This is a genomic window from Paraliomyxa miuraensis, assembly GCF_026337845.1.
In the GTDB taxonomy this organism is placed as follows: domain Bacteria; phylum Myxococcota_A; class Polyangia; order Nannocystales; family Nannocystaceae; genus Paraliomyxa; species Paraliomyxa miuraensis.
The window spans coordinates 227,000-250,159 of record NZ_JAOVZF010000164.1 but is presented as its reverse complement, the minus strand read 5'-3'; the positions used below and the strand labels follow the sequence as shown (position 1 = coordinate 250,159).

At 70.3% G+C, this 23,160-nt stretch carries 16 protein-coding genes; 6 read left to right on the top strand and 10 right to left on the bottom strand.

The genetic code is table 11. The features are described from left to right. Positions 1-120: 120 nt before the first annotated feature. Entirely contained in the window at positions 121-1,008 is an 888-nt protein-coding gene (locus OEB96_RS44220; protein ID WP_266223029.1) for an Rpn family recombination-promoting nuclease/putative transposase, read from the top strand. Positions 1,009-1,076: 68 nt separating this feature from the next. Here the strand turns inward: OEB96_RS44220 and OEB96_RS44215 are convergent, their stop codons facing one another. Together OEB96_RS44215 and OEB96_RS44210 are read right to left on the bottom strand one after the other, a co-directional pair. Next, a complete protein-coding gene (locus OEB96_RS44215; protein WP_266223028.1) occupies positions 1,077-2,606 on the bottom strand; it encodes a c-type cytochrome in 1,530 nt (509 codons plus the stop codon). Positions 2,607-2,700: 94 nt separating this feature from the next. Beyond that, a complete protein-coding gene (locus tag OEB96_RS44210; protein WP_266223027.1) occupies positions 2,701-2,988 on the bottom strand; it encodes a hypothetical protein in 288 nt (95 codons plus the stop codon). A 9-nt stretch (positions 2,989-2,997) separates the two neighbouring features. Between OEB96_RS44210 and OEB96_RS44205 the strand changes: the two genes are divergently transcribed. Both OEB96_RS44205 and OEB96_RS44200 read left to right on the top strand, forming a co-directional pair. Beyond that, positions 2,998-5,046 (top strand): hypothetical protein, encoded by a 2,049-nt coding sequence (locus tag OEB96_RS44205; RefSeq protein WP_266223026.1) that lies wholly within the window; start codon positions 2,998-3,000, stop codon positions 5,044-5,046. Further along, positions 5,043-5,693, top strand: coding sequence for a YdcF family protein (locus OEB96_RS44200; RefSeq protein ID WP_266223025.1), 651 nt, complete (start codon positions 5,043-5,045; stop codon positions 5,691-5,693). Before OEB96_RS44205 ends, OEB96_RS44200 begins: the two co-directional genes overlap by 4 nt. Here the strand turns inward: OEB96_RS44200 and OEB96_RS44195 are convergent. From OEB96_RS44195 to OEB96_RS44185, 3 genes are all read right to left on the bottom strand, one after another. Beyond that, positions 5,669-6,658, bottom strand: a complete 990-nt coding sequence (locus OEB96_RS44195) for a hypothetical protein (RefSeq protein WP_266223024.1) — start codon at positions 6,656-6,658, stop codon at positions 5,669-5,671. The two genes, OEB96_RS44200 and OEB96_RS44195, sit on opposite strands and share 25 nt — an antisense overlap. A gap of 31 nt (positions 6,659-6,689) precedes the next feature. Beyond that, on the bottom strand, positions 6,690-8,006 hold the full coding sequence (locus OEB96_RS44190; RefSeq protein WP_266223023.1) for a hypothetical protein: 1,317 nt from the start codon (positions 8,004-8,006) through the stop codon (positions 6,690-6,692). 84 nt (positions 8,007-8,090) lie between these two features. Next, entirely contained in the window at positions 8,091-8,993 is a 903-nt protein-coding gene (locus OEB96_RS44185; RefSeq protein ID WP_266223022.1) for a hypothetical protein, read from the bottom strand. 196 nt (positions 8,994-9,189) lie between these two features. On the opposite strand from OEB96_RS44185, the gene OEB96_RS44180 reads away from it, so the two are divergent. The 3 genes from OEB96_RS44180 to OEB96_RS44170 all read left to right on the top strand — a co-directional run bounded on the left by OEB96_RS44180 (position 9,190) and on the right by OEB96_RS44170 (position 13,091). Next, positions 9,190-9,900 carry a hypothetical protein gene (locus OEB96_RS44180; RefSeq protein WP_266223021.1) on the top strand — a complete coding sequence of 237 codons (711 nt, stop codon included), beginning with the start codon at positions 9,190-9,192 and terminating at the stop codon, positions 9,898-9,900. A gap of 70 nt (positions 9,901-9,970) precedes the next feature. After that, positions 9,971-11,365, top strand: a complete 1,395-nt coding sequence (locus tag OEB96_RS44175) for a tetratricopeptide repeat protein (RefSeq protein ID WP_266223020.1) — start codon at positions 9,971-9,973, stop codon at positions 11,363-11,365. Between the two features lie 22 nt (positions 11,366-11,387). Next, positions 11,388-13,091, top strand: a complete 1,704-nt coding sequence (locus OEB96_RS44170) for an FG-GAP repeat domain-containing protein (protein WP_266223019.1) — start codon at positions 11,388-11,390, stop codon at positions 13,089-13,091. 7 nt (positions 13,092-13,098) lie between these two features. Here the strand turns inward: OEB96_RS44170 and OEB96_RS44165 are convergent, their stop codons facing one another. The 5 genes from OEB96_RS44165 to OEB96_RS44145 all read right to left on the bottom strand — a co-directional run bounded on the left by OEB96_RS44165 (position 13,099) and on the right by OEB96_RS44145 (position 23,048). After that, positions 13,099-14,058, bottom strand: coding sequence for a CHAD domain-containing protein (locus tag OEB96_RS44165; protein ID WP_266223454.1), 960 nt, complete (start codon positions 14,056-14,058; stop codon positions 13,099-13,101). Positions 14,059-14,211: 153 nt separating this feature from the next. Further along, entirely contained in the window at positions 14,212-14,652 is a 441-nt protein-coding gene (locus tag OEB96_RS44160) for an SRPBCC domain-containing protein (RefSeq protein ID WP_266223018.1), read from the bottom strand. Between the two features lie 22 nt (positions 14,653-14,674). Continuing rightward, positions 14,675-15,994, bottom strand: a complete 1,320-nt coding sequence (locus OEB96_RS44155) for an aminotransferase class III-fold pyridoxal phosphate-dependent enzyme (RefSeq protein WP_266223017.1) — start codon at positions 15,992-15,994, stop codon at positions 14,675-14,677. 104 nt (positions 15,995-16,098) lie between these two features. Beyond that, positions 16,099-18,372, bottom strand: coding sequence for a response regulator (locus OEB96_RS44150; protein WP_266223016.1), 2,274 nt, complete (start codon positions 18,370-18,372; stop codon positions 16,099-16,101). 38 nt (positions 18,373-18,410) lie between these two features. After that, the gene (locus OEB96_RS44145) at positions 18,411-23,048 is read right to left on the bottom strand and encodes an Lhr family helicase (RefSeq protein WP_266223015.1); all 4,638 of its coding nucleotides are present in this window, start codon (positions 23,046-23,048) and stop codon (positions 18,411-18,413) included. Positions 23,049-23,160: the final 112 nt, after the last annotated feature.

Here is a 23,160-nt window from a genome sequence, read left to right as displayed (position 1 = left end):
AGCGGTGGCCAACCCGTGGGCCACCTCGGCACGAACCGTCCTCTTTGGGTCATCGCCTTCAGGGGAGAAAATTCGAAGATCCTCTGCAACGCTGGCTTGCGGTGGTCGAGATAAGGAGATGTGTGGTTTCCCCTCGCCCCCTCCCAGCGCCTTCCTCCCACCCTGGACTTCGTCTTCAAGGTCTTGCTCACCCGTGAGCCTGCTCTCTTGCAAGACATGCTCCAAGGTGTGCTCCAACGGCCCATCCACGATCTCACCATTCTCGACCGCGAGCTTCCCGGGGCCTTGGTCCGCGACAGGTCCAGCATCCTCGACGTTCGTGCCCGTCTCCATGATGGATCACGCGCCGACGTCGAGATGCAGCGGCGGGCTCACGCTGCCCTGGGGCCTCGTCTCATCTACTACGGAGCCCGAGACTATGGGGACCAGCTCGTTCGTGGAGAACCCTTCGACCTGCTCACGCCCACCGCCGTCGTCGCCTGGCTGGGTGAGCCCCTGTTTCCCGAGCTCGATCGTCTGCACTCGATCTTCGAGCTTCGGGAGCGCCATACCAACTGGCTCCTGAGTGACCACTTCTCCATCCACCTGCTCCAGCTCGACTCACTACCGTCGCCTCCGACGGACGAGTATGCTGCCCGTGTAGAGCGATGGGCTCGCTTCTTCACCGCTCGTAGCGACGAAGACTTCGAGCGCCTCGCCTCGGAGACCCCGACCATGGCCCTGGCGACCCACACCCTGGACATCCTCTCGCAAGACCCCGAGACCTACCGGATCGCCCGCGAGCGCGCCGATGCGCTCAGGCTCTACCAGATCGACCTGGCAACCACACGTGCGGAGGGCCGGGCCGAAGGCGAGGCGAAGATCTTGCTCAAGCAACTCGGCAAGCGCTTCGGTCCGCTGTCACGCGCGACGCGAGCCAGAGTCGAGGCAGCCACCGCCGAGCAGCTCGACCGATGGGCCGAACGGGTGCTCACCGAGCCCTCGCTCGACGAAGTGCTGGCACCGTAGTCCCGTGGCTCGAAATGCGAAACGCCCGCGTCTCCCTGGGGACGCGGGCGGGGGCTCGGCCATGTCGATCAGCGCAGCGACTTGACGAACGCCGAGACGTCGTCGAGCTCCTTGTCGGAGAGCTTGCCCTCGTAGGGCTTCATCTTGGTCCCGGGCACGCCCTTGGCGGTCAGTGAGCGGATCTGGGAGAACGAGCGCCCGGTGCGGTGCAACGACACGATGCCGATCTTCTGCCCGAATGGCGTGTCGCCCTTGCCGTCGGCGCCGTGGCACGACTTGCACTTGGCCATGAACAGCGCGCGCCCGGCCGCCCTGTCGCCCTTGGGCTTGGGCTTCTTCTTCTTGGGTTTGGGCTTGGGCTGCGCCTCGGTAGGCGTGGCCTCGGTGCCCTCGGTGGGCGTGGTCTCGGTGCCCTCGGTGGGTGTGGCCTCGGTGCCCTCGGTGGTCCCATCGTCGCCGGCCGGAGTCTCGCCATCGTCGTCGATCACCGCCTCGTCGCCACCGTCACCGTCACCATCACCATCGTCAGCGGGCATGGGCGGCGCCGGCTCGGCCTTGGCGGGGTACTTCACCGTGAGGTACTGCGTGAGCAGGGTGGCCTCGTCGTCGGTGAGCTCGGTGCCCTCCTCGACCATCGCGGCGATCACCGAGCGCCACCCGGCGATGTCGTCACCGCCGTGCTTCTCGACCTCGTCGAGCTCGTGGCAGTCGACGCACTTGGCCTGCAACAGTGCCTCACCGGCGGCTTGGTCGACCTTGATCGCTGCGCCGACTTCGGCATCGTGCACCGCGTCGACCATGGCCTCGGTACGGGCGAGCACCATGCGGTTCTGCTCGCGCTTCTGCTTGGCCGATTCCTGGATCTCGGGGGTGATCGCGACCAGGTACGCGGTCACATAGGGAACGTCCTCGGGCTCGAGCCGCTCGCCGAACACGGCGGGCTTGTCGAGCATGCGGTCATTGACCTTGTACCAGCCGCTGGCGGTGCGGGGGGTGGCCAGCACCGTGCGCATGTCGTGACACGTGATGCACTTGCGCACGAGCACCTCGCGCCCGCGCTCGAACGCCTGAGCGGTCACCAGGGTCTCCACGTCGACCTTGGGTTCCATCTCCACCTCGGCCAGCAGCTTGCGTACGCGCTCGACGTTGCCGGGGTCGGTGGTGCGGCCCTCGAGGTCGTGGGCCCGCAGGGCGTAGGGGACCGAGAGCGTGATCATGGCCACCGTGCACAGGAGCAGGCCGAAGCCGAACTGCGGCATGGCTTCCTCGAAGTGCCGGAAGAACAGCAGGATCACGATCTTGGTGATGAGCAGCACCCCGATCGCAATCGCCAGCACGGCGTGGATGACGGTGCGCGCGGGTAGCTCGTACTGGTACTCCCAGAGCCGCGGGAGCATGAAGTACATCATGATGAGGTAGATGACCCCGTAGGAGTAGCCGGCCAGCGCATGCATGCGCAGCCAGAACTTGGGGGCGCGGGTCTTCTTGGCTTGGTCGTCCCAGAACTTGGGGCCCCAGAGCCAGGCCTGTAGCAGGACCGCGATGATGGCGAGCAGCAGGAAGGCGATGCCCAGCCACATGCTGAGGGTGGTGCTCATGTCTCCTCCGACGAAACGGGTACGCGAAGGCGCCCCGGACGTTACGGGACGCGATGGGTGTGCGGGGCCGCGGGGCGGCTGCCACGACTGCGTATCACCTTCGAGCGGGTGCGTGCCCGCAAAAGCGTGGATCTGCGGTCGCCACCAGGTCGAGTGCGCCCTGCGACCCGCAGTGCGGCGGCGGATCGGCGTTCCGCTGCGCAGGCACGGCTGCCTGGGCATCGTGGGCGCGCCATCGCCCACGATGGACCAGGCGGCCATGCAGCGTGTCGAGATGGTCGATGAGCATCGACAGGTGCTTGCCCACCACCTCCACCTCGGTGATGATCAGCCCTCGCGCGGTCGTAGCACTGCTTCGGTCGGCGCGCTTCGGGTGTAGCATCCCGGGTCGATGATGACGCGCCGCGAGCAACTGCTGCCCCTGGTGGTCGCGCTGGTGTCGGTGATCGCGTGCAAGCGAGAGCCCGAGCCCGCGGCCGCCACTCCGCTCGCCGCGGCGTCCGAGTCCGTGACGCCGTCGGTCGAGAACGGCTCGGCCGGGGCCGAGCCGGAGGCGGAGGCCGAGGTGCTCGAGGTGATGCAGGCGCTCGGCGACCAGGGAGCCGCGGTGGTGGTGGTGCGCCCCAGGCACTGGGCGTCGCTGCACGACGTGCTGGTCCCTTGGTCGACCACGCTGCCCAGGGAGGCCTCGATGTTGGCCGACCTCCTGCAAGAGCGCACGGGGCTGCGGAGGTACGTGGCGCGGTGGCTCGACGCAACGCCGGTGGAGCTCGAGGGCTGGGACGAGGCGCGTTCGGTGGTGATCTCGTATGGAGAGGTGCCCTACGGCGGCCCGCCGGGGATGGCGACCCCGTCGATGTCCACCGCGGCGGGTCGCCTGCTACCGGTCCGACACCAGGTGTGGATGCCCGCAAGCGATCCCGCGGCGCTGGTGGCCTCGCTCGACCGCATGTTGGCCGGCCAGGGCGCACCCTTCCCCCTCCTGGTGGAGGGGCGTGCGGGGGCGAAGGCGCTGCGGGGCGATGCGGTGACGGTCGCGATCTTGCCGCTCGAGAAGGCGGTGCGCGTGGTCGTGTTCCAGGGAGCATTCGGGGTCGACGAGGCGTTGCTGCTCGAGCACATGCGCAGCCACCTCGATGCATCGCCGGCCGTGGCGGCTCCCACCCCCGCGCGAGCGCTCTTGGTTCGGCCCGATGCGGTGGTGAGCGCCCTGGTGCGCCCGTGGCGGATGCGACCGCTGGCGGCATGGACGGGCAGCGTGGAGATCCTCGACGCGGTGGCGACGGTGTCTCCGGACTGGCGCGAGGGGGCGATCAGCCGAGGGCTGCAGATCGTGCTCGACGCCGAGCTGCTCATGACCGACGAGGGGGCCGAGCTCGACGACTCGGCCCAGAGCCTCGTGGTCGACGATGGCGTGCTGCGGCTGCGTAGTGCCATGAGCCTCACCCCGGAGGGCGAGGGAATCCTGGCGGCGGCCAGCAGGGGCGCGGGTCGGGTGCTGGCCGCACCGGTGGACGATGCGTGGGTCGACGTGGCCGTGCAGGCCGACGTGCGTGCGATGCTGGAGGCCACCGCGGCGCCGCCGGGCTTCGAGGCGGCCGAGGCCGCGGGCGAGCTGGCGCGTGCGGTGCAAGAAGGAGGCTACTTCGCGACGCTCTACATGGCGCTGCGGCATCCGTTTGGGGCGCTGCGCGTGGCGGAGCAGCTGGCCAGGCGCGAGCGCCTGCCGGTGCCCATCGACGTGCTGCCCAATTCTGCGCGTGTGGTGTGGCGAGGGCTGGGTGAGCAGGGGCCGCGCGTGGTGGTGGCGCTAGGATGGGCCGGCGACTACGTCGATCGCCCGCTGGCGGGGATGGTGCCCGTGATCAAGGGCGAGCCGGGCTTCGAGTCGCTGCGCATGGACTCGATTCGACGCGACGGTCACCCGGTGACCGTGTTCGGGCTGGGCGGTGAATCGGCCTCGTCGCTGGATGCGGAGGAGGGGAGCGCGGTACCGGGGCTCGTGCGGGCGCGCGTGTCCCTGGCTCGGATCGGGGCCGACCTGGCAACGCGCGACCCCGAGCGCGCCGCGTGGCTCACGGGGGCCGGAGAGGTGACGATGACCTTCGAGCACCGCGACCGCGCGCTGCTGGGTGAGCTCGCGTGGGCGCCCGGCAAGGCGGCGATTCAGGCCAAGCCGGTGCCGCGGCTCGAGCACGAGGACTGGAGCTCGCCGGTGGGCATGCCCGTCGGCGACGGTGCCAGGTGCCTGGCTCGGGCCGGGCGCGCGGTGGCGACGGGGCTCGGAGCGAGTGTGACCGTGGATCCCGAGCACGAGTCCGCGGTTCTCGGCCGGGCGCTCGCCGAGGCGGAGGAGCCGCTGCGCTGTGCGGAGGGCCACGAGGCCACGGCCGAGGCGGCCAAGGGGTTGCGGCGCATGCTGGGTGGGACCCACCGATGAGCGACGAGCGGCGCGCGGTGGAGGATGCTCGTACGCCGGAGCCGAGCCCGGACGCGGAGCCGCTCGTGCAGGCTCGGCGATGGCGCAGGCTCGTCGGCAGGCTCGCGCTCGCCGGGTCGCTCCTGTGGGTCTCGCTGGCGTTCGGCCTCGATCGCTACGGTCAGAGCCGCCCGGAGCCGCAGGGGCAGTGGGATGCGATCGTGGTGCTGGGCTGTCGCGTGTACCCCGATGGTCGCGCCAGCGTGGCGTTGTCGCGGCGCGTGAAGGCGGCGGCCGAGCTCTACGCCGCCGGGCGAGCGGAGACGATCGTGCTCACCGGGGGCACGGGCGACTCGGGTCACGTCGAGGCCGAGGTTGCGGCTGAAATCGCCGAGTCGCTGGGGGTGCCTCGCTCGGCGTTGGTGCTCGAGACCCGCTCGACCTCGACGGAGGAGAACGCCGAATTTGCGGCCGGGCTCATCGAGGGGCGTCGGGTGGTGGTGGTGACCGACGCCTACCACGTGCTGCGCAGCGAGCGGGTGTTCGCACGGTTCTTCGACGAGGTGAGCATGGTGGGCACGGTGAGCCCCCGCTGGTGGCCGCGCAGCCGCGGGGCGCTGCGCGAGGTGCTGGCGATCGCGGGCTATGCCTTGCGCGGGCGGCTCTGAGCGGCCTTCGAGCGTTGCACGGCCAGGGTGATCGCGCGGTCGTGGGCGCCATGGGGCTCGGTGAGCACCTCGGTGGCGGTCTGGTCGAGCTGGGCGAGCGCATCGGTCTGGTCGAGCGAGCCCGTGGCCACCGCGAGCGCCACGGGCTCGGCGGTGGCGGCGAGGATCTCCGGCACACACCAGCGGCCTCTCTCCAGCAATGTCGTGCGAGCGTCGGTCGAGGCGAACACACGCGGTGCACCACCGCACACCACCCGCGCGCCCAGCCGCTGCGCCACCGCGGCATCGATCACGGCTTCTTCCCCGCACGGCACCAGCACGTCGACCTCCGCGTCGGCCCACTCTCCATCGAGCACCCGGAGCCCGAGCGCCTCGGCCGTGGTCCGTGCCAGGTCGGGGCTTGGATCCCACAGCGAGACCTCCACCCCGCGCCCGTGCAACGCCGCGGCGAGATCCCGTCCGCGCGCCTCGGCGCCGAGCACCACGGCGGAGCGTCCTTCGAGCTGCGGCAGCACCGGCCGCAGGCACGCCTCGAGCACCCGTGCGCGCACGCGGGCCAGGAGCTCGGGATCGTGCACGACCGGCGTCCCTAGACGCTCGGCCGCGTCGTGCAAGCCCGCGCCCGCCAGCATGCGCACGGGGGTGCTCGGGAGGCGTTCGTGAAGCAGCCTCACGCAGCCCTCGCGGTCGAGCGCGGGATCGGCCACCACGACCGCCGCGGCTCCACCGCTGGCCAACCCGAGCAGCCCCGCCCGAATGCTGAAGCTCCGTGCGAGCCGGCACGCCTGGTCGAGCGCCTGCTCCGAGTCGGCGTGATTGCTGAGCAGCACCTCGCCCAGGGCCGGCTCGTCGCCGTGATCGATGACCGCGTAGATCAGTCCGCGCCCGCGATCGATGTTCCAGCGGTGGCCGAGGCGGGGGCGGTGCCGGTCGATGACGGCGCGCTCTTCGGGGGAGAGGTGCATGAGCGTCGCCCTCGCTTCGACCGAATCTGGATCAGGTGGGGTTGGTGCACACCATGCTGCCGTTGCAGTTCCCCGAGCAGCACTCGAGGCCGCTGGCACACGCAACGCCACCGCCCTTGCAGCACAGCGAGGTGTTGAACATGCAGGCGGCGTTGCACGAGAGCGTTCCCTGATAGCCCGCGCCGAGCAAGCCCATGCAGGTCTGGCCGCCGAGGGCTGCTCCGTCGCACTGCTCCATCCCGTTCACCACGCCGTCGCCGCAGTCGTGGCAACCACCGGTGTTGAAGGCCATGCAGTTGGCCTGGCAGGCGAGCATGCCCCCGTCGAAACCCTGCGAGACGCAGGTCTGGCCGTTGAGGTTCATGCCGTCGCAGACCTCCGCCCCGTTGATCATGCCGTTGCCGCAGGGGTTGCAGGCGCCGGTGTTGAAGGCCATGCAGTTGGCCTGACAGGCGAGCGTGCCTCCACCGAACCCCTGCGAGACGCAGGTCTGGCCGCCGAGGTCGGTGCCGTCGCACGTCTCCCCCCCGTTGATCGCGTTGTTACCGCAGTTGTGACAGCCGCCGGTGTTGAAGCCGTTGCAGCTGGCCTGGCAGGCGAGCGTGCCCCCGACGAAGGCCTGGGTGGCGCAGGTCTGGTTGTCGAGGTCGGCGCCGTCGCAGACCTCACCCGGCTCGGCGACCCCGTTGCCGCACTCGTAGCAGTTGCTGGTGTCGTAGCCCAGGCAGTCGTTCGAGCACAGCAGCACGCCGTCGTCGAAGCCCTGGCTCACGCAGGTCTGGCCGCCGATGTTGGTGCCGTCGCACATCTCGACCCCGTCCTGGATGAACAGGTCGCCGCAGATGGGCAGCCGGCAGCTGGGCAGGCACGAGCCGGTCTCGCTGTTGGCGGCTCCCTCGTCGCACTCCTCGCCGGTCTGCACGTCGCCGTCGCCGCACGAGGCCAGGCCGCACGAGTTGGTGCAGTCGTCCCCGTTGCTCTGATTACCGTCGTCGCAGGCCTCGCCCGGGCCGGGGTAGCCGTCGCCGCACACGTTGTTCGTGCACGAGTTGGTGCAGTACATGCCCGAGCCGTTGAGCGAGCCCAGATCGCACTCCTCGGGCGACTCGACGATGCCATCGCCGCATACGGGGTCGAACGAGGGGCCGGTCTCGTCGGTACCCGACTCCGCGCTCGTGGTGCTGGTGCCGTCGAGGGTGCTGGGCCCCGAGGTGGCGGTGCCATCGGTGCTCTCGGAGTCGGGGCCCAGGGAGGACGACCCGATCTGGGCGGGAGGTTGCACGCATGCCAGCAGCACGCTGCATGCAATGAGCACGGTACGACCCAGGGCGTGGGGAGCGAACGTCATGGTCAGGCTCGTGGCGCGATGATAGCAGCAAGCCTGGGACCTGCTTGGGGCCCACCGACCCCACCTCGCGCGATGGGCCACGGGCTAGAGATCGTCGAGGATCGAGCACGCCGAGGTCGGCACCGAGCCCTCGCCCGGTGCCCGGCAGATTCCCTGTTGACACCGCAGGCCAGGGCCGCAGGGCAGATTCTGGGAGCAGCGATCACCGCTCTGGGCCGGTGGCTGACACGAGCCAGCGGGGCAGTTGCCGCTGACGCACTCGCCATGGCCCATGCAGGGCTCGCCCACGCTCGCGAGCGACATGCAAATGCGCTCACCGGTGTTCGCGTTGGTCTCGCATCGCGAGCCCGATTGGCACGCATCGTTCAGACACGGCTGACCGGGTCCCGGGAGCGTCGCGCAACGATCGTCCACGCACTTGGCGCCGTCTTGGCAACGCCCCTCGAGGCAGAGCTCACCCGGGCCAGGCAGGCGTTGGCACTGCGCATCGACGCACGCGAGATCGTCCTCGCACCAATCGTCGATGTCGCACGGCTCGTCCTCTCCGCCCGCCGCGGTCAGCTGTGGATCGCGGCACTGACCTGCGATGCACATGAGGCCTGCCGCACACTGCGTGATGTGGGGCGGGAAGTCCGAGCAATCGTCTCCCACCCGTCGCGTCCCGTGATACAGCGGGCAGAGGTCCGCGTAGCGGCGCGGGTCCGGCGTCTCGCACGACAGCGCGTCCACCCAGCTCCACCACGGCTCGACGCATGCGGGATCGAGCACCAGCGCGCCGCCGCCGGGTTCGACGAACGGGTCATCGACGGGCCAGCCACCGCACTCGAGCGGCACGGTCGTGCAACCGCACTCTTGCCACTTCTCGCACAACCTGGTCTCGAGCCGCTGGAGCGCCGCGTCGTCTTGCCCGGAGCCCTCGCCGCACCCCGGTTGGGCGGTCAGGGCCGCGACCACCCATGTGGTGGCCACTGCGAGCGAGCGCTTCATCGCTGTCAGCCTACCAGCCCCGTTCTCGGTCACGAAATCCTCGTCAGCCCCTTGGGGCCGGGAGGCTCGTCGCTTTCTTTGGCCACGCGGGCCCGCCGCGTACCGTGTGCGCATGGTTGGCGTTGCTTCACGCTCCATCCTCTTCGCTGCGATCCTGGCACCCGTTCCCACGCCTCCGCAGCCGTCCGATGGAGCCGTGGAGACCCCCACGCCCGAGGTCCAGTCCCCGACTCCGGTGGAGCCCGAGGCCGAACCCGAACCCGAGCCCGAGCCCGAGCCCGAGCCCGAACCCATGCCCGTGGTCTCGACCCCCGATCCGGTGGCCCATGACGACGAGGCCCCCGACCTCATCGCGCATCACGACGATGATGATGACGACGACGACGAGCCGGTCGAGCGCTTCGAACCCGGCCAGTGGGGCATGCAGTTCACGTTCGGCGGCCTCGCTCCCATGACCATCGGCGGGCTGCGCGACTTCGGAGTCAACCGCTTGACGTTCACCGAGCTGGGATTTCGTAGGGTGCTCGGTGAGCGCTGGGTGATGCCGTTCTCGATCGGCGCGGGCGTGTTCCACCACAATCCCGACTCGGGCGACTCGCAGAACGACGTGGGCCTTGCGGCCAGCTTTGGCCTGCAGCGCTACTTTCGCGTCTGGCGGCGCATCGCTCCGTATGCGGGCGGGCGCATTCGCCTCGGCTACGCCGAGCCCGAAGGGCGGGCCAATTGGCTGGTGGCGTTCGGCCTGGGGCCGGTCATCGGCATCGAGTACTTCCTGCGCGACCGCGTGAGCCTGAGCCTCCAGGGAGACCTGCAGGTGGGGTTCACCCAGTACAGCGGCCTCTTGCAGGTCGAGGTGGCCACTCGCGTCGACGCGGGGGGCCAGATGGGGCTGGTCTTCTACTTCTGACGTGACGAGGTCTGCGAGGGTGGAGCTCGGGAACAAACGACACCGCGGGCCGTCCCACGGCTCGATGACCGTGGTGCGCATTCTGACGACTGGAGCGTGGGTATGGCTGGCGGCGCTGGGATGCGCGCCCAAGGGCGCGGCGGAGGGCTCGCCCACGGTGGCGCCGGGAGTCGCGGCCACGACGGCGTCGAGCCCCACCGAGCAGCTCGAGGCGCTGCGCCGCGAGATCGCCCAGGCCGGTGATCGTCGTGCGATCGAGCCCGAACGCTGCTCCACGTGGGCCGAGGGCCTGGTCGAGCTGCATCGGGTTCACGGTGAGCCCTACGTGGGGGCCCGGCTCGAGGCGGCCTCGCTGCTGCGCGACTGCGGCCAGCCCGACGCCGCCCGAGCGCTGCTGCTCGAGTCGCTCGACGGCATGCCGCGCTGGGCTCGGGCCGAGGGGCTCCACACCCTCGGGGTCGTCGCTCGCGAAGCCGGCGACGACGGGGGAGCGCTGGTCCTCCTGCACGAGGCGCTGCGGGCCGATCCCGCGCTGCACGAGGTGCGCGCCAGCGTGGTACGGCTGCTCCTGCGGTTCTACGAGGATGGTGGCTCACACTTTGCGCGGGACGACGCCAAGCGCCACCTGGACACCTGGCTGGAGCTCGCGCCCGAGGAGCCGCGGGTGCGCGTGCTGGAGGCGCGGCTGATGATGGCCATCGCCCGCCGCGAGCCCGAGGGGGCCGAGCGGCTTCGCCAGGAAGCGGCGTTGCAGCTCCATCACGTCGTGGCCGAGCGCCCCTCGCCATCCATTGCGGCCGAGGCGTTCGTGGGGCTGGGGCGGCTCCACCTCGATCACGGCAATGAGGTCGATGCGCTCAAGGCCTTCAAGCGCGCGCTCGAGCTCGACCCCGGCCGAGCCGACGCCGCGCTTCCCGGGGCGACGGCGGCGCTGCACATGCGCGACTTCCTGACCGCGCGCGAGATGCTCGTTGCGGCCGCACGTACGGTGGATCTCGGCGAGGAGCACGAGCGGCTGCGGCTGCTTGCGGTCGCCCTGCGAGGCCTGCGGCGCTACGATGACGCGGCCGCGATCTACGACCAGCTCCTTGCGAAGCCGGAGCCCGATCCGGTCGACATGTACAATCGAGCCCACCTCGAGCTCTACCGGTTCGAGGCCGACACGGACGCCTTCGATCCCGATCGAGTCAGGGCGGCGCGTGAGTGGTTCACCAAGGCGATCGACGCGGCACGAGGCAATCCCGCCCACGAGGAGCTCGTGCGCCGCTCGGAGCTCGAGATCCACGCGATCGACGAGCTGATGTCGGACGTCACGGTGCATCGGACCCTTGACGAGGAAGCCGCGCGGCTCGAGGCGCTCGAGCGCAAGGCGTGGCCCGAGGAGCGCAAGCGCCGGCTGAAGCTGGAGAAGCAGGCACGCGCGGCGTTCGAGCACGAGCAGGCCCAAAACACGCCGACTCGGTAGCCCGCTCTGATACGATCGCGCGATGCGATCGCGATGGATGGGTCCGAGCCTGGGAGCGCTGACGCTGGTGGGTTGTCCGGACGATCCGGGCAACGACCCCTTCGATGTCGACACCAGCCCGACGGTCACCGTGCCCACCAGCGGCCCCACCGGTGACACCTCCACCGGGTCGGGTTCGGGCACGGGCGTGGGCACGGCCACCGCCAGCGCCAGTGGCTCGGCCACCGTCGACGACACCGCCGACGATGGGTTCAAGTTCGACGTCGAGGTGTTCGACGCGCCCGACATCCCGATCGACGAGTGTCACGTCAACGGCGACGTCTCCGGCGTGGGCCCGTGCGAGGAATTCGCCCCGCCCGACAGCTTCGACCCCCAGGTCCAGTGGACCTTTGGCGCCAACGAGGCCAGCTGGGTGACCCCGCTGGTCGCCAACCTCACCGACGACGACGGCGACGGCGAGGTCAACCTCTGCGACATCCCCGACGTGGTGCTGGTGGCCAACACCTCGGTCTCCTACAACACCTCGTGCTACGTGCACGTGCTCGACGGGGCCACCGGGGTCGAGCACTTCTCGATTCCGCTCACCGAGAACGTGTCGTGTACGGGGACCCCGGCCCTGGGCGACATCGACGGTGACGGGTTGCCCGAGATCGTCACGCTCTACCGCGACAACGGATACTTTCGGCTCAAGGCGTTCGAGCACGACGGCACGCTCAAGTGGGCCAACGTCACCGACAACGCCGCGGCCGACCAATTCTCGCGCGAGTCGGGCTCGGTTGCACTGCACGACCTCGATGCCGACGGCGACGTGGAGATCGTGTTCAATCACGAGGTCTACGATCACAACGGGGTCATGCTGTGGTCGGCCCCCAACCCCGTCCCCGGCGAGGGCGAGGCCTCGGTGGGGGTCGACCTCGACGGTGACGGCGACATGGAGGTGGTGACGGGCCATGCCGCCTATCACCACGACGGCAGCGTGTACTACGACCGCTACCCCACCGTGTCTTCGCAGGCGATCCCACAGATCGGCAACCTCGACGCGGATCCGCAGCCGGAGATCTTCGTGACCTCGGGGCAGGGGATCTGGATGCTCGAGCACGACGGCACCACCAAGTGGGGGCCGGTCACGCCCACCGGGGTGGGCGCGGGGGCCTACACGATCTGGCAGCGCCCGGGGACGATCCACGACTTCGACGGTGACGACGTGTCGGAGTGGGCCAGCTCTTCGCAGTCGTACTATGCGGTCTACGAGGGGCCCAACCCGGCCGACGTGCTGTGGCAGGTGATGGTGCAGGACTTCTCGGGGGCGACCGGGGGCACCGCGTTCGACTTCGATGGCAACGGGATCGCGGAGGCGATGTACACCGACGAGGTCGCGTTTCGGATCTACGACGGGCAGACGGGGGCCGTGCTCTTGACCATCAATCGCAGCAGCCCGACGATCGTGGAGTATCCGGTGGTGGCCGACATCGACAACGATGGCTCGGCGGAGATCCTGGTGACCTCGACCAGCGGGCAGCCGGCGCTGCAGGCGATTGCCGACGTGCAAGACCGCTGGATCCAGGCGCGGCGGATCTGGAACCAGCACGCCTACTACGTGACCAACGTGCGCGAGGACGGGACCATCCCGCAGCAGCCGATCAACAACTGGGAGACGCTGAACACCTACCGGACCAACGCACAGATCGAGGGCGGAGGCCTGTGCAAGCCCGACCCGCCGGGCTGAGGATGCATCAGGCCATGGCGACGTCTCGTGCGGCTCGCCCCACGGTGCGACGGAGCTTGCGGGGCTCGAGCGCTCGGATTGCGCGTCGCACTCGGGATGGAGCCTGCTCGAGGGCCGCCATGCTGGCGCCGTGGAGCTGACCCAGCACGAACAACACGCTCGGCGCGGCCTCGGCCTGCAGCTCCTGCTTGGCGAGCCGTTCGGCCAGCGCCGCGGCCACGGTGGCATCCTGCAGCTCGCCCAGCGCATCCTGGAACCGCTGCAGCCGGCGCAGCGGCTTGCGGGCGCGGGAGCCCAGCATGGGCGCGATCATGTCGGTGGCGTAGCGCACCCGCTTGGCCGCGATGCGCAGGCGATGCGCTGCGTCCACCGTGCGCTCGCGTTCGAACCGCTCGTGGGCGCGCCTGAACCTTCGCAGCGGAGGACGCAGCAGCCCGGGCAGCGCGTTGTCCAGGCGTCCCGCGGTGGCCTCGGTCGGGGGCTCCAGCTCCGGGGCGAAGGCATCTCCGGCCAGCTCCACGAGCCGGCGATAGCGCTCGCCGTCGAGCGCCTCGAGCAGCTCGACGCGGGCCTGGTTCCACAGTCGCTCGAGCCGCTGCTCGACCCCATCCCAGCCCTGGTGCTCGACTTCACCGCCGTCGAAGGCCGATCGCCAGCGCGGCATCGCCATGAGGTGCACGTCGAGGTCCCGCACCGCTCCCTGCACGGACGCCAGCCACCGCAGCTCGAGCCGCAGCGCCTGCTGTGTGGCTGCATCGAAGGCTTCCCCGAAGATCGCGAGCATCGCCCGGAGGCGACGGGTGGCGACTCGCATCTGGTGCAGCTCCTCGGGATCTCGTCCCTCGCGAGTGCCCGACTCGTGATATCGCATCCGGGCCACCAGCCACCGGCCCATGCGGCGGGCCGCCGTTCCCAGGGGCTCCTGTGGCTCGAGCCTGGGCCCACGGTCGAGATCCTCTGGATCCATTGCCACGACCGAGCATAACGCGACGCTACCGGCGCGGGGGAGCTGCGTGAAATCGAAGCCGGCTCGGGTGCCTACCTCGTTTTCGTGAGCCGAGCGCACCGTGGTGCACTCGGCGTTGGCCCGTTTCGCCCGGGGCGCGTACGACGGCCGGGCTCAGCCGCCGTGCTCACAGTGATTGCGCAGCCCCTCGTTGAGCCGTCGATACCCCTGACCGAGCCATCCTCGCATCACTCGCACCAATGCGGGCGCCAGCACGCCGGAGAACGCCTCGTAGTGGTGCAGGCGCGTGCCCTTGCTGGTCTCTTCGAGCCGAAACCCGTGACGTCCCTTCACCACGCCTCGCACGCCGCCCTCCCAGACCAGCTCGTGAGGCGGGCGAACGGTGCAGAGCCTCACCGCGAGCGACTGCCGTCCTCCGACCGGCAGCTCGAGCATCAACCGTCCGCGCGTGCCCTCGCGCAGCGGTCCCCGCAGCTCCACACCCGCGATGATCGGGTTCCACTCCGACCAGCGGTCGAGTGCCGCCATCACGTCCCACACCGCCTGCGGCGGGGCGGCGATCTCGATTTCCGTTCGAACCTCTCGGGTCAGCATGTCGATCTCACTGTGGTGGAGCTCAATCCTCGAACGCGTCGTCGGTGATCGCGAGCGCTTCGTCGATGATGGCAAAGCCCTCGAGCAGCTGCTCCTTCGTGATGCACAGCGGGGGGTTGCACATGAAGCTGCCCCAGCGCACGAAGGTGAACAGGCCGTGCTCGCGCAGCCAGCCAGAGAACGCCGCCATCGCGGGGTGGCTGCCGTTGAAGGGGGCAAGCGGCTCGCCCCGGGCGTTGCGCTGCAGGTCGATCATGCCGAACAGGCCGATGCAGCGGCCTTCCTTGACCGAGGGGTGCTTGGCCGCCAGCCGATCCATCTCCTGGCGCATCACGAGGCCCAGCCGGGCTGCGTTGTCCACCATGCCCTCGCCCACCAGCACGTCGACCGCGGCCAGGGCCACGGCACAGGCGAACGGATGTGCGTTGTAGGTGAGGCCGCCCCAGTAGACGTGCTCGCGGAAGTGCTCGGCGATCGGATCGCTCACTCCCATGGCGCCCAGCGGGACGTAGGAGCTGGTGAGCCCCTTGGCCATGGTGACGATGTCCGGGACGATCTCGCCGTGCTCGAACGCGAACAGCCGCCCCGTGCGGCCCCAGCCCGCCATCACCTCGTCGCAGACCAGCAGGATCCCGTGGCGATCGAGCAGCGCCCGCAGCCCCGTCAGGTAGCCGGGAAGCGGCGGCAGGATGCCGTTGGTCCCCGTGACCGACTCGATGAACATCGCGGCGATCGTCTCGGGCCCCTCCATCGCGATCACCTCCTCGAGGTAGCGGAGGTTGTTGGCGACGATCTCCTCGTCGTTGGTGCCGAAGCGATAGTCGTAGGGCGTGGGGTCGAGCACCTTGACGAAGCCCGGAGGTCCCGGCTCGTTGGGCCAGCGACGTGGGTCGCCCGTGAGCTGCATGGTGGCGTGGGTGGCCCCGTGATAGCTGCGGTAGCGCGACAGGACCTTGCTGCGGCCCGTGTACGCGCGCGCGGCCCGGAGCGCGTTCTCGTTGGCCTCGGCCCCGCCGAGGGTGAAGAAGAACGTGTTGATGTTCCCGGGCACGAGCTGCGCGAGGCGACGACCGAGCAGCGCCCGGGGCTCCGTGGCCGTGCCGGGAAACGCGTAGATGAGCCCATCGGCCGCCTGCTTCATGGCCGCGACGACCTTGGGGTGGCTGTGCCCGATGTTGACGCTCATCAGCTGACTGTTGAAGTCCAGCCAGCGCTGACCCTCGGGGCCGTACAGATACACGCCCTCGGCGCGCTGCACGGGCAGGGGGGAGACCTTGCTCGTGGCAGCCCACGTGTACATGGTGTGGGCCAGACAGGCTTCGATCATCTCGGCGGAGTCCATGGGTGGCGCGAGGATAGCGGAGCCGGGGTCGTCGTGGTGATCGACCGCGTACGGAGCACGCGGCCGGCCCACCAACACCCACCCCACCTGTGCCGTCCCGAGCGTCAGCCATCCCCCTCTGCGCCCGCGGGCGCGAGGGCACGAAGCACGCGCAGCAGGTCCTGGCGGCGGATCGGCTTGCTGAGGTAGTCGTCCATGCCGGACGCGAGGCAGCGCTCGCGGTCGCTCGGCTGGGCATGGGCGGTCATGGCCACGACCTGCAGGTGCCGGTCGGTGCCGCGTTCGCGACGGCGGAGCTCGAGGGTGGCCTCGAGGCCGTCCATCACCGGCATCTGCACGTCCATCAGCACCAGGTCGTAGGGAAACGTGTCGAGCATGGCGAGCGCAGCCTTGCCGTCGCCGGCCACGTCGACCCGGCATCCGAGACGCTCGAGCATGCGCTGGGCGACCTTTTGGTTGACGGAGTTGTCCTCGACCAGCAGCACGCGCAGGCGAAACGCAGCCTTGGGCCCGGTCTGGGTGTGGTGGCGGCCGTAGTGGCTGATGCGGACGACGGGCGAGCGGTCGCTCGCAGCATCTCGCTCGCCCCATGCGGTGGTGATCGCATCGATGAGGTCGTTCTGGTGCACGGGCTTGACCAGATAGGCGGCAAAGCCAGCGTCGTCGAGCTCGTCGGAGCCGGTCCGATGGGTGACGGAGCTGAGCATCAGCAGTACCGTGCTGCGCAGCGCGGCATCGGACTTGATGGCCCGAGCGAGCTGCACGCCGTCCATCTTCGGCATGTGGAAGTCGAGGATGGCGAGCTGGAACGGCTGCTCTCGTTCGCAGGCCTCGCGCAGCAGCTCGAGCGCCCGCTCACCCGAGGCACACGGCTCGGCGGACATGCCCCAGCCCGAGAGCTGCTCGGTGAGGATCCGTCGGTTGACGAGGTGATCGTCGACGACCAGGACCCGCAGTCCGGCGAGGTCGGGCGGGGCCACGGTACGAGCCGGAGCGTCGGGCACGAGCTGCAAGGGCACGGTGAACCAGAACGTCGAGCCGCGCTGCTCCTCGCTGTGGACGCCGACGTGGCCGTCCATGAGCGCGACGAGCTCCTTGACGATGGCGAGCCCGAGGCCGGTGCCGCCGTGGGTACGGGTGGTGGAGGTGTCGACCTGCTGGAAGTGCTCGAAGATGGCCTGCTGGCGGTCGTGGGGGATGCCCGGGCCGGTGTCCTGGACCTCGATGCGGAACAGGGCGGAGGCGTCGTCGCGCGGGGTGTGGGTGACGGAGACCATCACGTGGCCCTCGGTGGTGAACTTGACGGCGTTGCTGCCGAGGTTGAGGAGGACCTGGCGGATGCGGCCCTGATCACCGACGACGTCGACGGGAACGTCGGCGGGGCAGCGAGAGACGAGGGCGACGTCCTTGGCGTCGGCGGGGACGGCGAGCTGGTCGAGGACGTCCTCGACGAGGGCGCGGAGGTCGAAGGGGACGGCCTCGAGGCGCATGTGGCCGGCCTCGATCTTGGAGAAGTCGAGGATGTCGTTGAGGAGGTCGAGGAGGGTGACGCCGGAGGCATGGGCGACCTCGGCATAGTCGCGCTGGCGGGTGTCGAGGCGGGTGTCGAGCAGCAGGCCGAGCATGCCGAGCACGCCGTTCATGGGGGTGCGGATCTCGTGGCTCATGTTGGCGAGGAAGCGAGCCTTGGCGGCGGCGGCTTCTTCGGCCTGGCGGCGGGCTTCCTCGGCGCGGGCGAGGGCCCGGGTGCGCAGCACGTCGAAGGCATGGACGGCGCCGGTGAGGATCACGACGATGACGACGACGTGGAGGACGTTGGCGCGAACCTGGACGGGATCTTCGGTGCTCTGGGAGGCGAGCAGCAGGGTGCACGCGACGATCAAGGCGCACCACAGCCACCCCGCGAGGCCCCCGAGCGAGAGGGTGATCAGCACCGGGATGACGATGAGCGTGTACGGAACCCGCTCGACATGGACCTCGGAGCCGAGTCCGGCCCCGGTGACGACGCCTGCGAACACCAGACCGAGCACGTGGACCACCACGGACGAGCCGATGCCCGCGCGGATGAGCAGCAGCAGCACGACGTAGCCGAGCCCGGCAAGGCTGGCGTAGAGGACGGACTCGAGCCGGCCCAGGAGCCCGTACGAGACCGCAAGGGCTGCGCACATCGCCAGCAGCAGCATCAGGGTACCGGTGCACAGGCGGATCCGTCGTAGCTCGTCGTCGTCGCGCTCGATCGTGGAGACGCGGGCCCAGCGATCGATGATCCGGACCAGCTTGGTCGCGAGCGAAGGTCGAGCGGGAGAGCTCGTGTCGCGGCTGCGTATCGTGCGTACGGAGTGATTGCCGGAAGGGGCATCGCGGTCCGGGGCGGTCACGGGGAGCCGAGGATATCAGCTCTCATCGAGCTCGAGCCCTACCGTGCGGCCTCGAGCGTCAGCCCTCGCACGTCGCTGCGGAAGTCGGCTCCGCGCAGTGCATCGGCGAACCGCGAGACCCTCGCGGCCTCGCCGTCGATCGTCTCCACCCGCAGCATGCGTCCGCGGTGCCGCGCCGCCACCCCGACCAGCGCGCGGGCGGCCACCTCCATCTTCTCGGGCTCATCGGCCGCGGGGAAGGTGACCAGCCGCTTGCCTCCCTTGTCGAGGTAGAGCACCGCTTCTCCGCCCACGAGCACCACGCTCGCGCCCGCCACCCGTCGCGGTCCACCGCCCGAGCGATCGTCACCCCGTACCGGCCACGGCAGCAGCCACCCGTAGGGATTGGCGGGATCGAGCGCCGACAGCACGACCACCGCCTGGTCCTCGTCGGGGTCTCGAACCGCGCGCAGGCGATCGACCGCGCCCGGCGAGGCGAACTGCGCTCCGCCGAGCCCCGCCACGAAGTATCCGCGTCGCACCTTGCCGGCCTCCTCCATGGCCTTGAGCACGCCGTAGATCGCCGAGAACCCCCCGGGCAGCTCCTCGTAGGCCGCGGTCTCGCGGGTGACCACGCCGTAGCGCTCGAGCAGGGTCACCGCCCGCGCATGCGCTCGCGTGGTCTCGCCGACCTCTCCGTGCAGCAGGCTCGCGACCAGCGACCAGCGCCCGCCGCCGCCTGCGTTGGCATGACCGCGCTTGCCCACTCTGCGCGCGGGTGGACGCGCGTGGGCCCGCAGCGCAGCGAACGTATCGTTGGTCACCAGGCCCCACCACACCAGGTCCCACAGGGCTTCCTGCAGCGCATCGCGGTCACTGGTGAGCTCGTGCAGCTCGACCATGAAGCACGCGCCGCGCTGCTCGAGCTTGCGCAGGATCGCCTGGTGCAGCTCGTCGAGCACCACGTCGTCGGGAGGCTGCGGCGGCGTCAACGACTGGCTCACGCGCTCGCGCCGATGGAGCGCCACACGCCCGTCGGTCTTGCCCAGCGCGCCACGGCCCACCCACACCAGCCAGCCCATCGCCCCGAGCTCGTCGAGCATGCGCGGGGCGAAGTCGGGCACGCGGGCGGGCAGGATCACCTGCTCGAGCTCGGCGTACGAGAGCGGCAGGCCCTCGAGCTGCATCAGCACCTCCTCGAGCCTCGCGATGCCGCGCCGGCCCTCGCCGATCCCGTGCCACTCGGGAAGGAAGCGGCCGAGCGCGGCCGCTTCCACCGGGGCGATCTCCCCGCGCAGCTTGGCCAGGGTTCGTCGCTTGATCTGCCGCAGGATCTCCGCGTCACACCACTCGCGCCCGTGCCCTCCGGGTCGGAATTCGCCGCTGAGCACCACGCCCTTGGTCTCGAGCCGTCGCAGGGCATCGGCGACCTGACCGGGCGGCAGCGCGTAGCGGCTGGCCATCGCCGAGCTCACGAACGGCCCGTGCGTCCGCGCGTAGCGGGCCACGAGCTGATCGAGCGCGTCGGGCACGTCCTCGAGGAACGGCGCCGGCACGCCCGGCGGCGGCAGGGCCCCCAGCGCGTCGCGATAGAGGCCGGCGTCCTCGATCGCGATCCACCGGGGCTGCCCGCAAAGGCGCAGGCTCACCGCTCGCCGCGAGTGCTCGAGCGCCTTCAGCCACGGCTGCGGATCCTCGGTGCACCGCGCTCGCAGCTCGTCGTCGCCGAGGTCGCCCACGCGTCGCAGCAGATCGTGCAGCCCATCGGCGTGGTGCGCTCGGCGAGCTTCGGCCAGGCCCTGCTGCTCGGCCTGCACGTCGTCGATCACCGCCGCATCGAGCAGCTCGCGCAGCTCCTCTCGTCCCAGCAGCTCGCGCAGCAGCTGGCGGTCGAGCGCGAGCGCCTGGGCCTTGCGCTCGGCCAGCGGTGCGTCGCCCTCGTAGAGGAAATTGGCCACGTAGGCGAACACCAAGGAGCGGGCAAACGGAGACGGCGAGGGCGTCTCCACCACGTCGACCCGGATCTGCCGCCGCTGCACCCCCTGCATCAGCTCCACCAGCGAGGGCAGGTCGAACACGTCCTGCAGGCACGCCCGGTAGGTCTCCATGATGATGGGGAATGCCGGGTACTCGCGCGCCACCGCGAGCAGCTGCTGTGCCTTGAGTCGCTGGGCCCACAGGGGCTGACGCTCGTTGGGGCGCTTGCGCGGCAAGAGCAGGGCCCGCGCCGCGTTCTCGCGGAACTGCCCGGCGAACAGCGCCGAGTGGGCCAGCTGCTGCACCACCTGTTCCTCGACTTCCTCGGGGGCGGGCAGCAGCACCTCGAGTTCGGGCACCTCGTCCACCTCGACCAGGCGGATCACGATTCCATCGTCGCTCCACAGCGCCTGCACCTCGAAGCCAAAGCGCGCCTCGAGCCGGGTCTGCAAGCAGAGCGCCCAGGGGGCGTGCACGCGGGCGCCCAGGGGGCTCAAGATGCACACGCGCCAGTCGCCCAGCTCGTCGCGGAAGCGCTCGATGGTGATCGCGCGATCGGTGGGCAGCACGCCCGTGGCCGCTCGCTGCTCGTGGACGTAGTCGAGCAGGTTCTTGGCGGCCAGCTCGTCCAGGCCGTACTCCTGCTGCAACCATGGCTCGGCCTCGCCGCGATCGCGCGACGTCAGCTCTCGCGTGAAGGCCCCCAGCGCACGGCCCAGCTCGATCGGCCGCCCGGGCCCGTCGCCGCGCCAGAACGGCAGGCGTCCCGGCTCACCGGGGGCGGGAGAGACGATCACCCGATCGCGGGTGATGTGCTCGACCCGCCAGGTGCTCGAGCCCAGCATGATGTTCTGACCGGGCAGGGTCTCGTGGACCATCTCCTCGTCGAGCTCGCCGACGCGGGGGCCGCCCTCGCCCATGAACATGCCGTAGGTGCCGCGATTGGGGATCGTCCCGCCGCTCACCAGCGCGAGCATGTTGGCGCCGCGTCGCCCGCTCAGCTCGTCGGTGTCGCGGTTCCACACGATGCGCGGGCGCAGGTCGGCGAAGGCCCCCGAGGGATAGCGACCCGAGAGCATGTCGAGCACGCCCACGAACGCGTCGCGGGGCGTGTGGGCGAAGCAGGCGCTGCGCCGAACCGTGCGCTCGAGCTCGCGCAGCGCCCACGGCTCCACGCCCACCATCGCCACGATCTGCTGCGCGAGCACGTCGAGGGGGCTGTGCGGGACCCGTAGCGGTTCGATGGCGCCCTCGGCCATGCGCCGGGCCACCACCGCACTCTCGAGCAGATCGCCGCGATGCTTGGGGAACAGCCGGCCCACGCTCACCTGACCCACGCCGTGGCCGGCTCGCCCGACTCGCTGCAGGCCTCGCGACACCGCTCCGGGCGACTCGACCAGCACCACCAGGTCGACCGTGCCCATGTCGATGCCCAGCTCCAGCGAGCTGGTGGCCACGATCGCGCGGATCTGGCCGGCCTTGAGCATCTCTTCGATTTGTGCGCGCTGGCGATGCGAGACGCTGCCGTGGTGCGCACGCACCAGATCCTCGCCGCACAGCTCGTTGAGCCGCTGGGCCAGGCGCTCGCACAGGCCGCGCGAGTTGACGAACACGATGGTCGTGCGGTGCTCCGCGATGAGGTCGAGCAGGCGCGGATACACGGCCGGCCAGATGCTGTGCTCGGGTGACTCGCCGGTGGGGGCGGGGGCGGGCACGACCACCGAGCCTGCGCGCGGACCGTGGATCGGAGGCGCGCTCGATGGCTCGTCGGCACTGCGGCGACGGGCCCAGCGAGCGGCCACGACCGAGCGCTGCTGCTGCGCGAGCAGGCGGCTGGGCGAGGGCGCGAGATCCTCGGGATCGAGACCGGCGGCTGCGAGATCGAAGGGCAGCGCTTCGTCGGGTGGGGGGGCCGGGGCGTCGAGCGCCGAGTCCGGGTGCTCTTGCTCCCGCGCATACTCGTCGAGCATCCGCTGCAGACCCTCCGCGGGCCTGGTCATGTCCGGGACCGGCACGATGATTCGAAGATCGATCTTGGGCGGCTCGCTGGTGTCGATGATGCTCACCGCACGATCGCCACCCAGGAAGCGTGCGACCTCCTCGAGCGGGCGGGCGGTGGCCGACAGCCCCACGCGCTGGGGATCGTGACCACCCTGGGCCGCACACAGGGCGGTGAGCCGCTCGAGCGACAGCGACAGGTGAGCGCCGCGCTTGGTGGGCGCGAGCGCATGCACCTCGTCCACGATCACGGTGTCGACCGTTCGCAGGGTCTCTCGCGCCTGCGACCCCAGCAGCAGATAGAGCGACTCGGGCGTGGTGACCAGGATGTCGCCGGGATCCTTGGCCTGCTGTCGCCGATCTCGCGCGGCCGTGTCGCCCGTGCGCACGTCGACCCGCGGTGGGAGCACCGGCCGCCCCTGCAGCTCGGCCGTGCGAGCGATGCCTCGCAGCGGGGCCCGGAGGTTGCGCTCGACGTCGTAGACCAGCGCCTTGAGCGGCGAGATGTAGAGCACCTTCACGCCCGCGCCGCGCTCGGGCACGCGGATCAGGCGATCGATGCACCACAGGAACGCGGCCAGCGTCTTGCCGCTGCCGGTGGGGGCCAGCAGCAGGCTGTGCTCACCCGCGGCGATCCGCGGCCAGCCCTGCACCTGCACGGCGGTGGGGCCCTCGAAGCTCTGCTCGAACCAGGCGCGAGTGGCGGGGGAGAACGCGTCCACGGCGGCACGAGCTTGCGGCGACCCGGCATCGGCGGCAAGCGCCTGGCCATGACTGCTGACAGGACGTCGTCAGCAGGGATGCATGGCCCGGCGCTCCGAGAGCCGAGTCGCT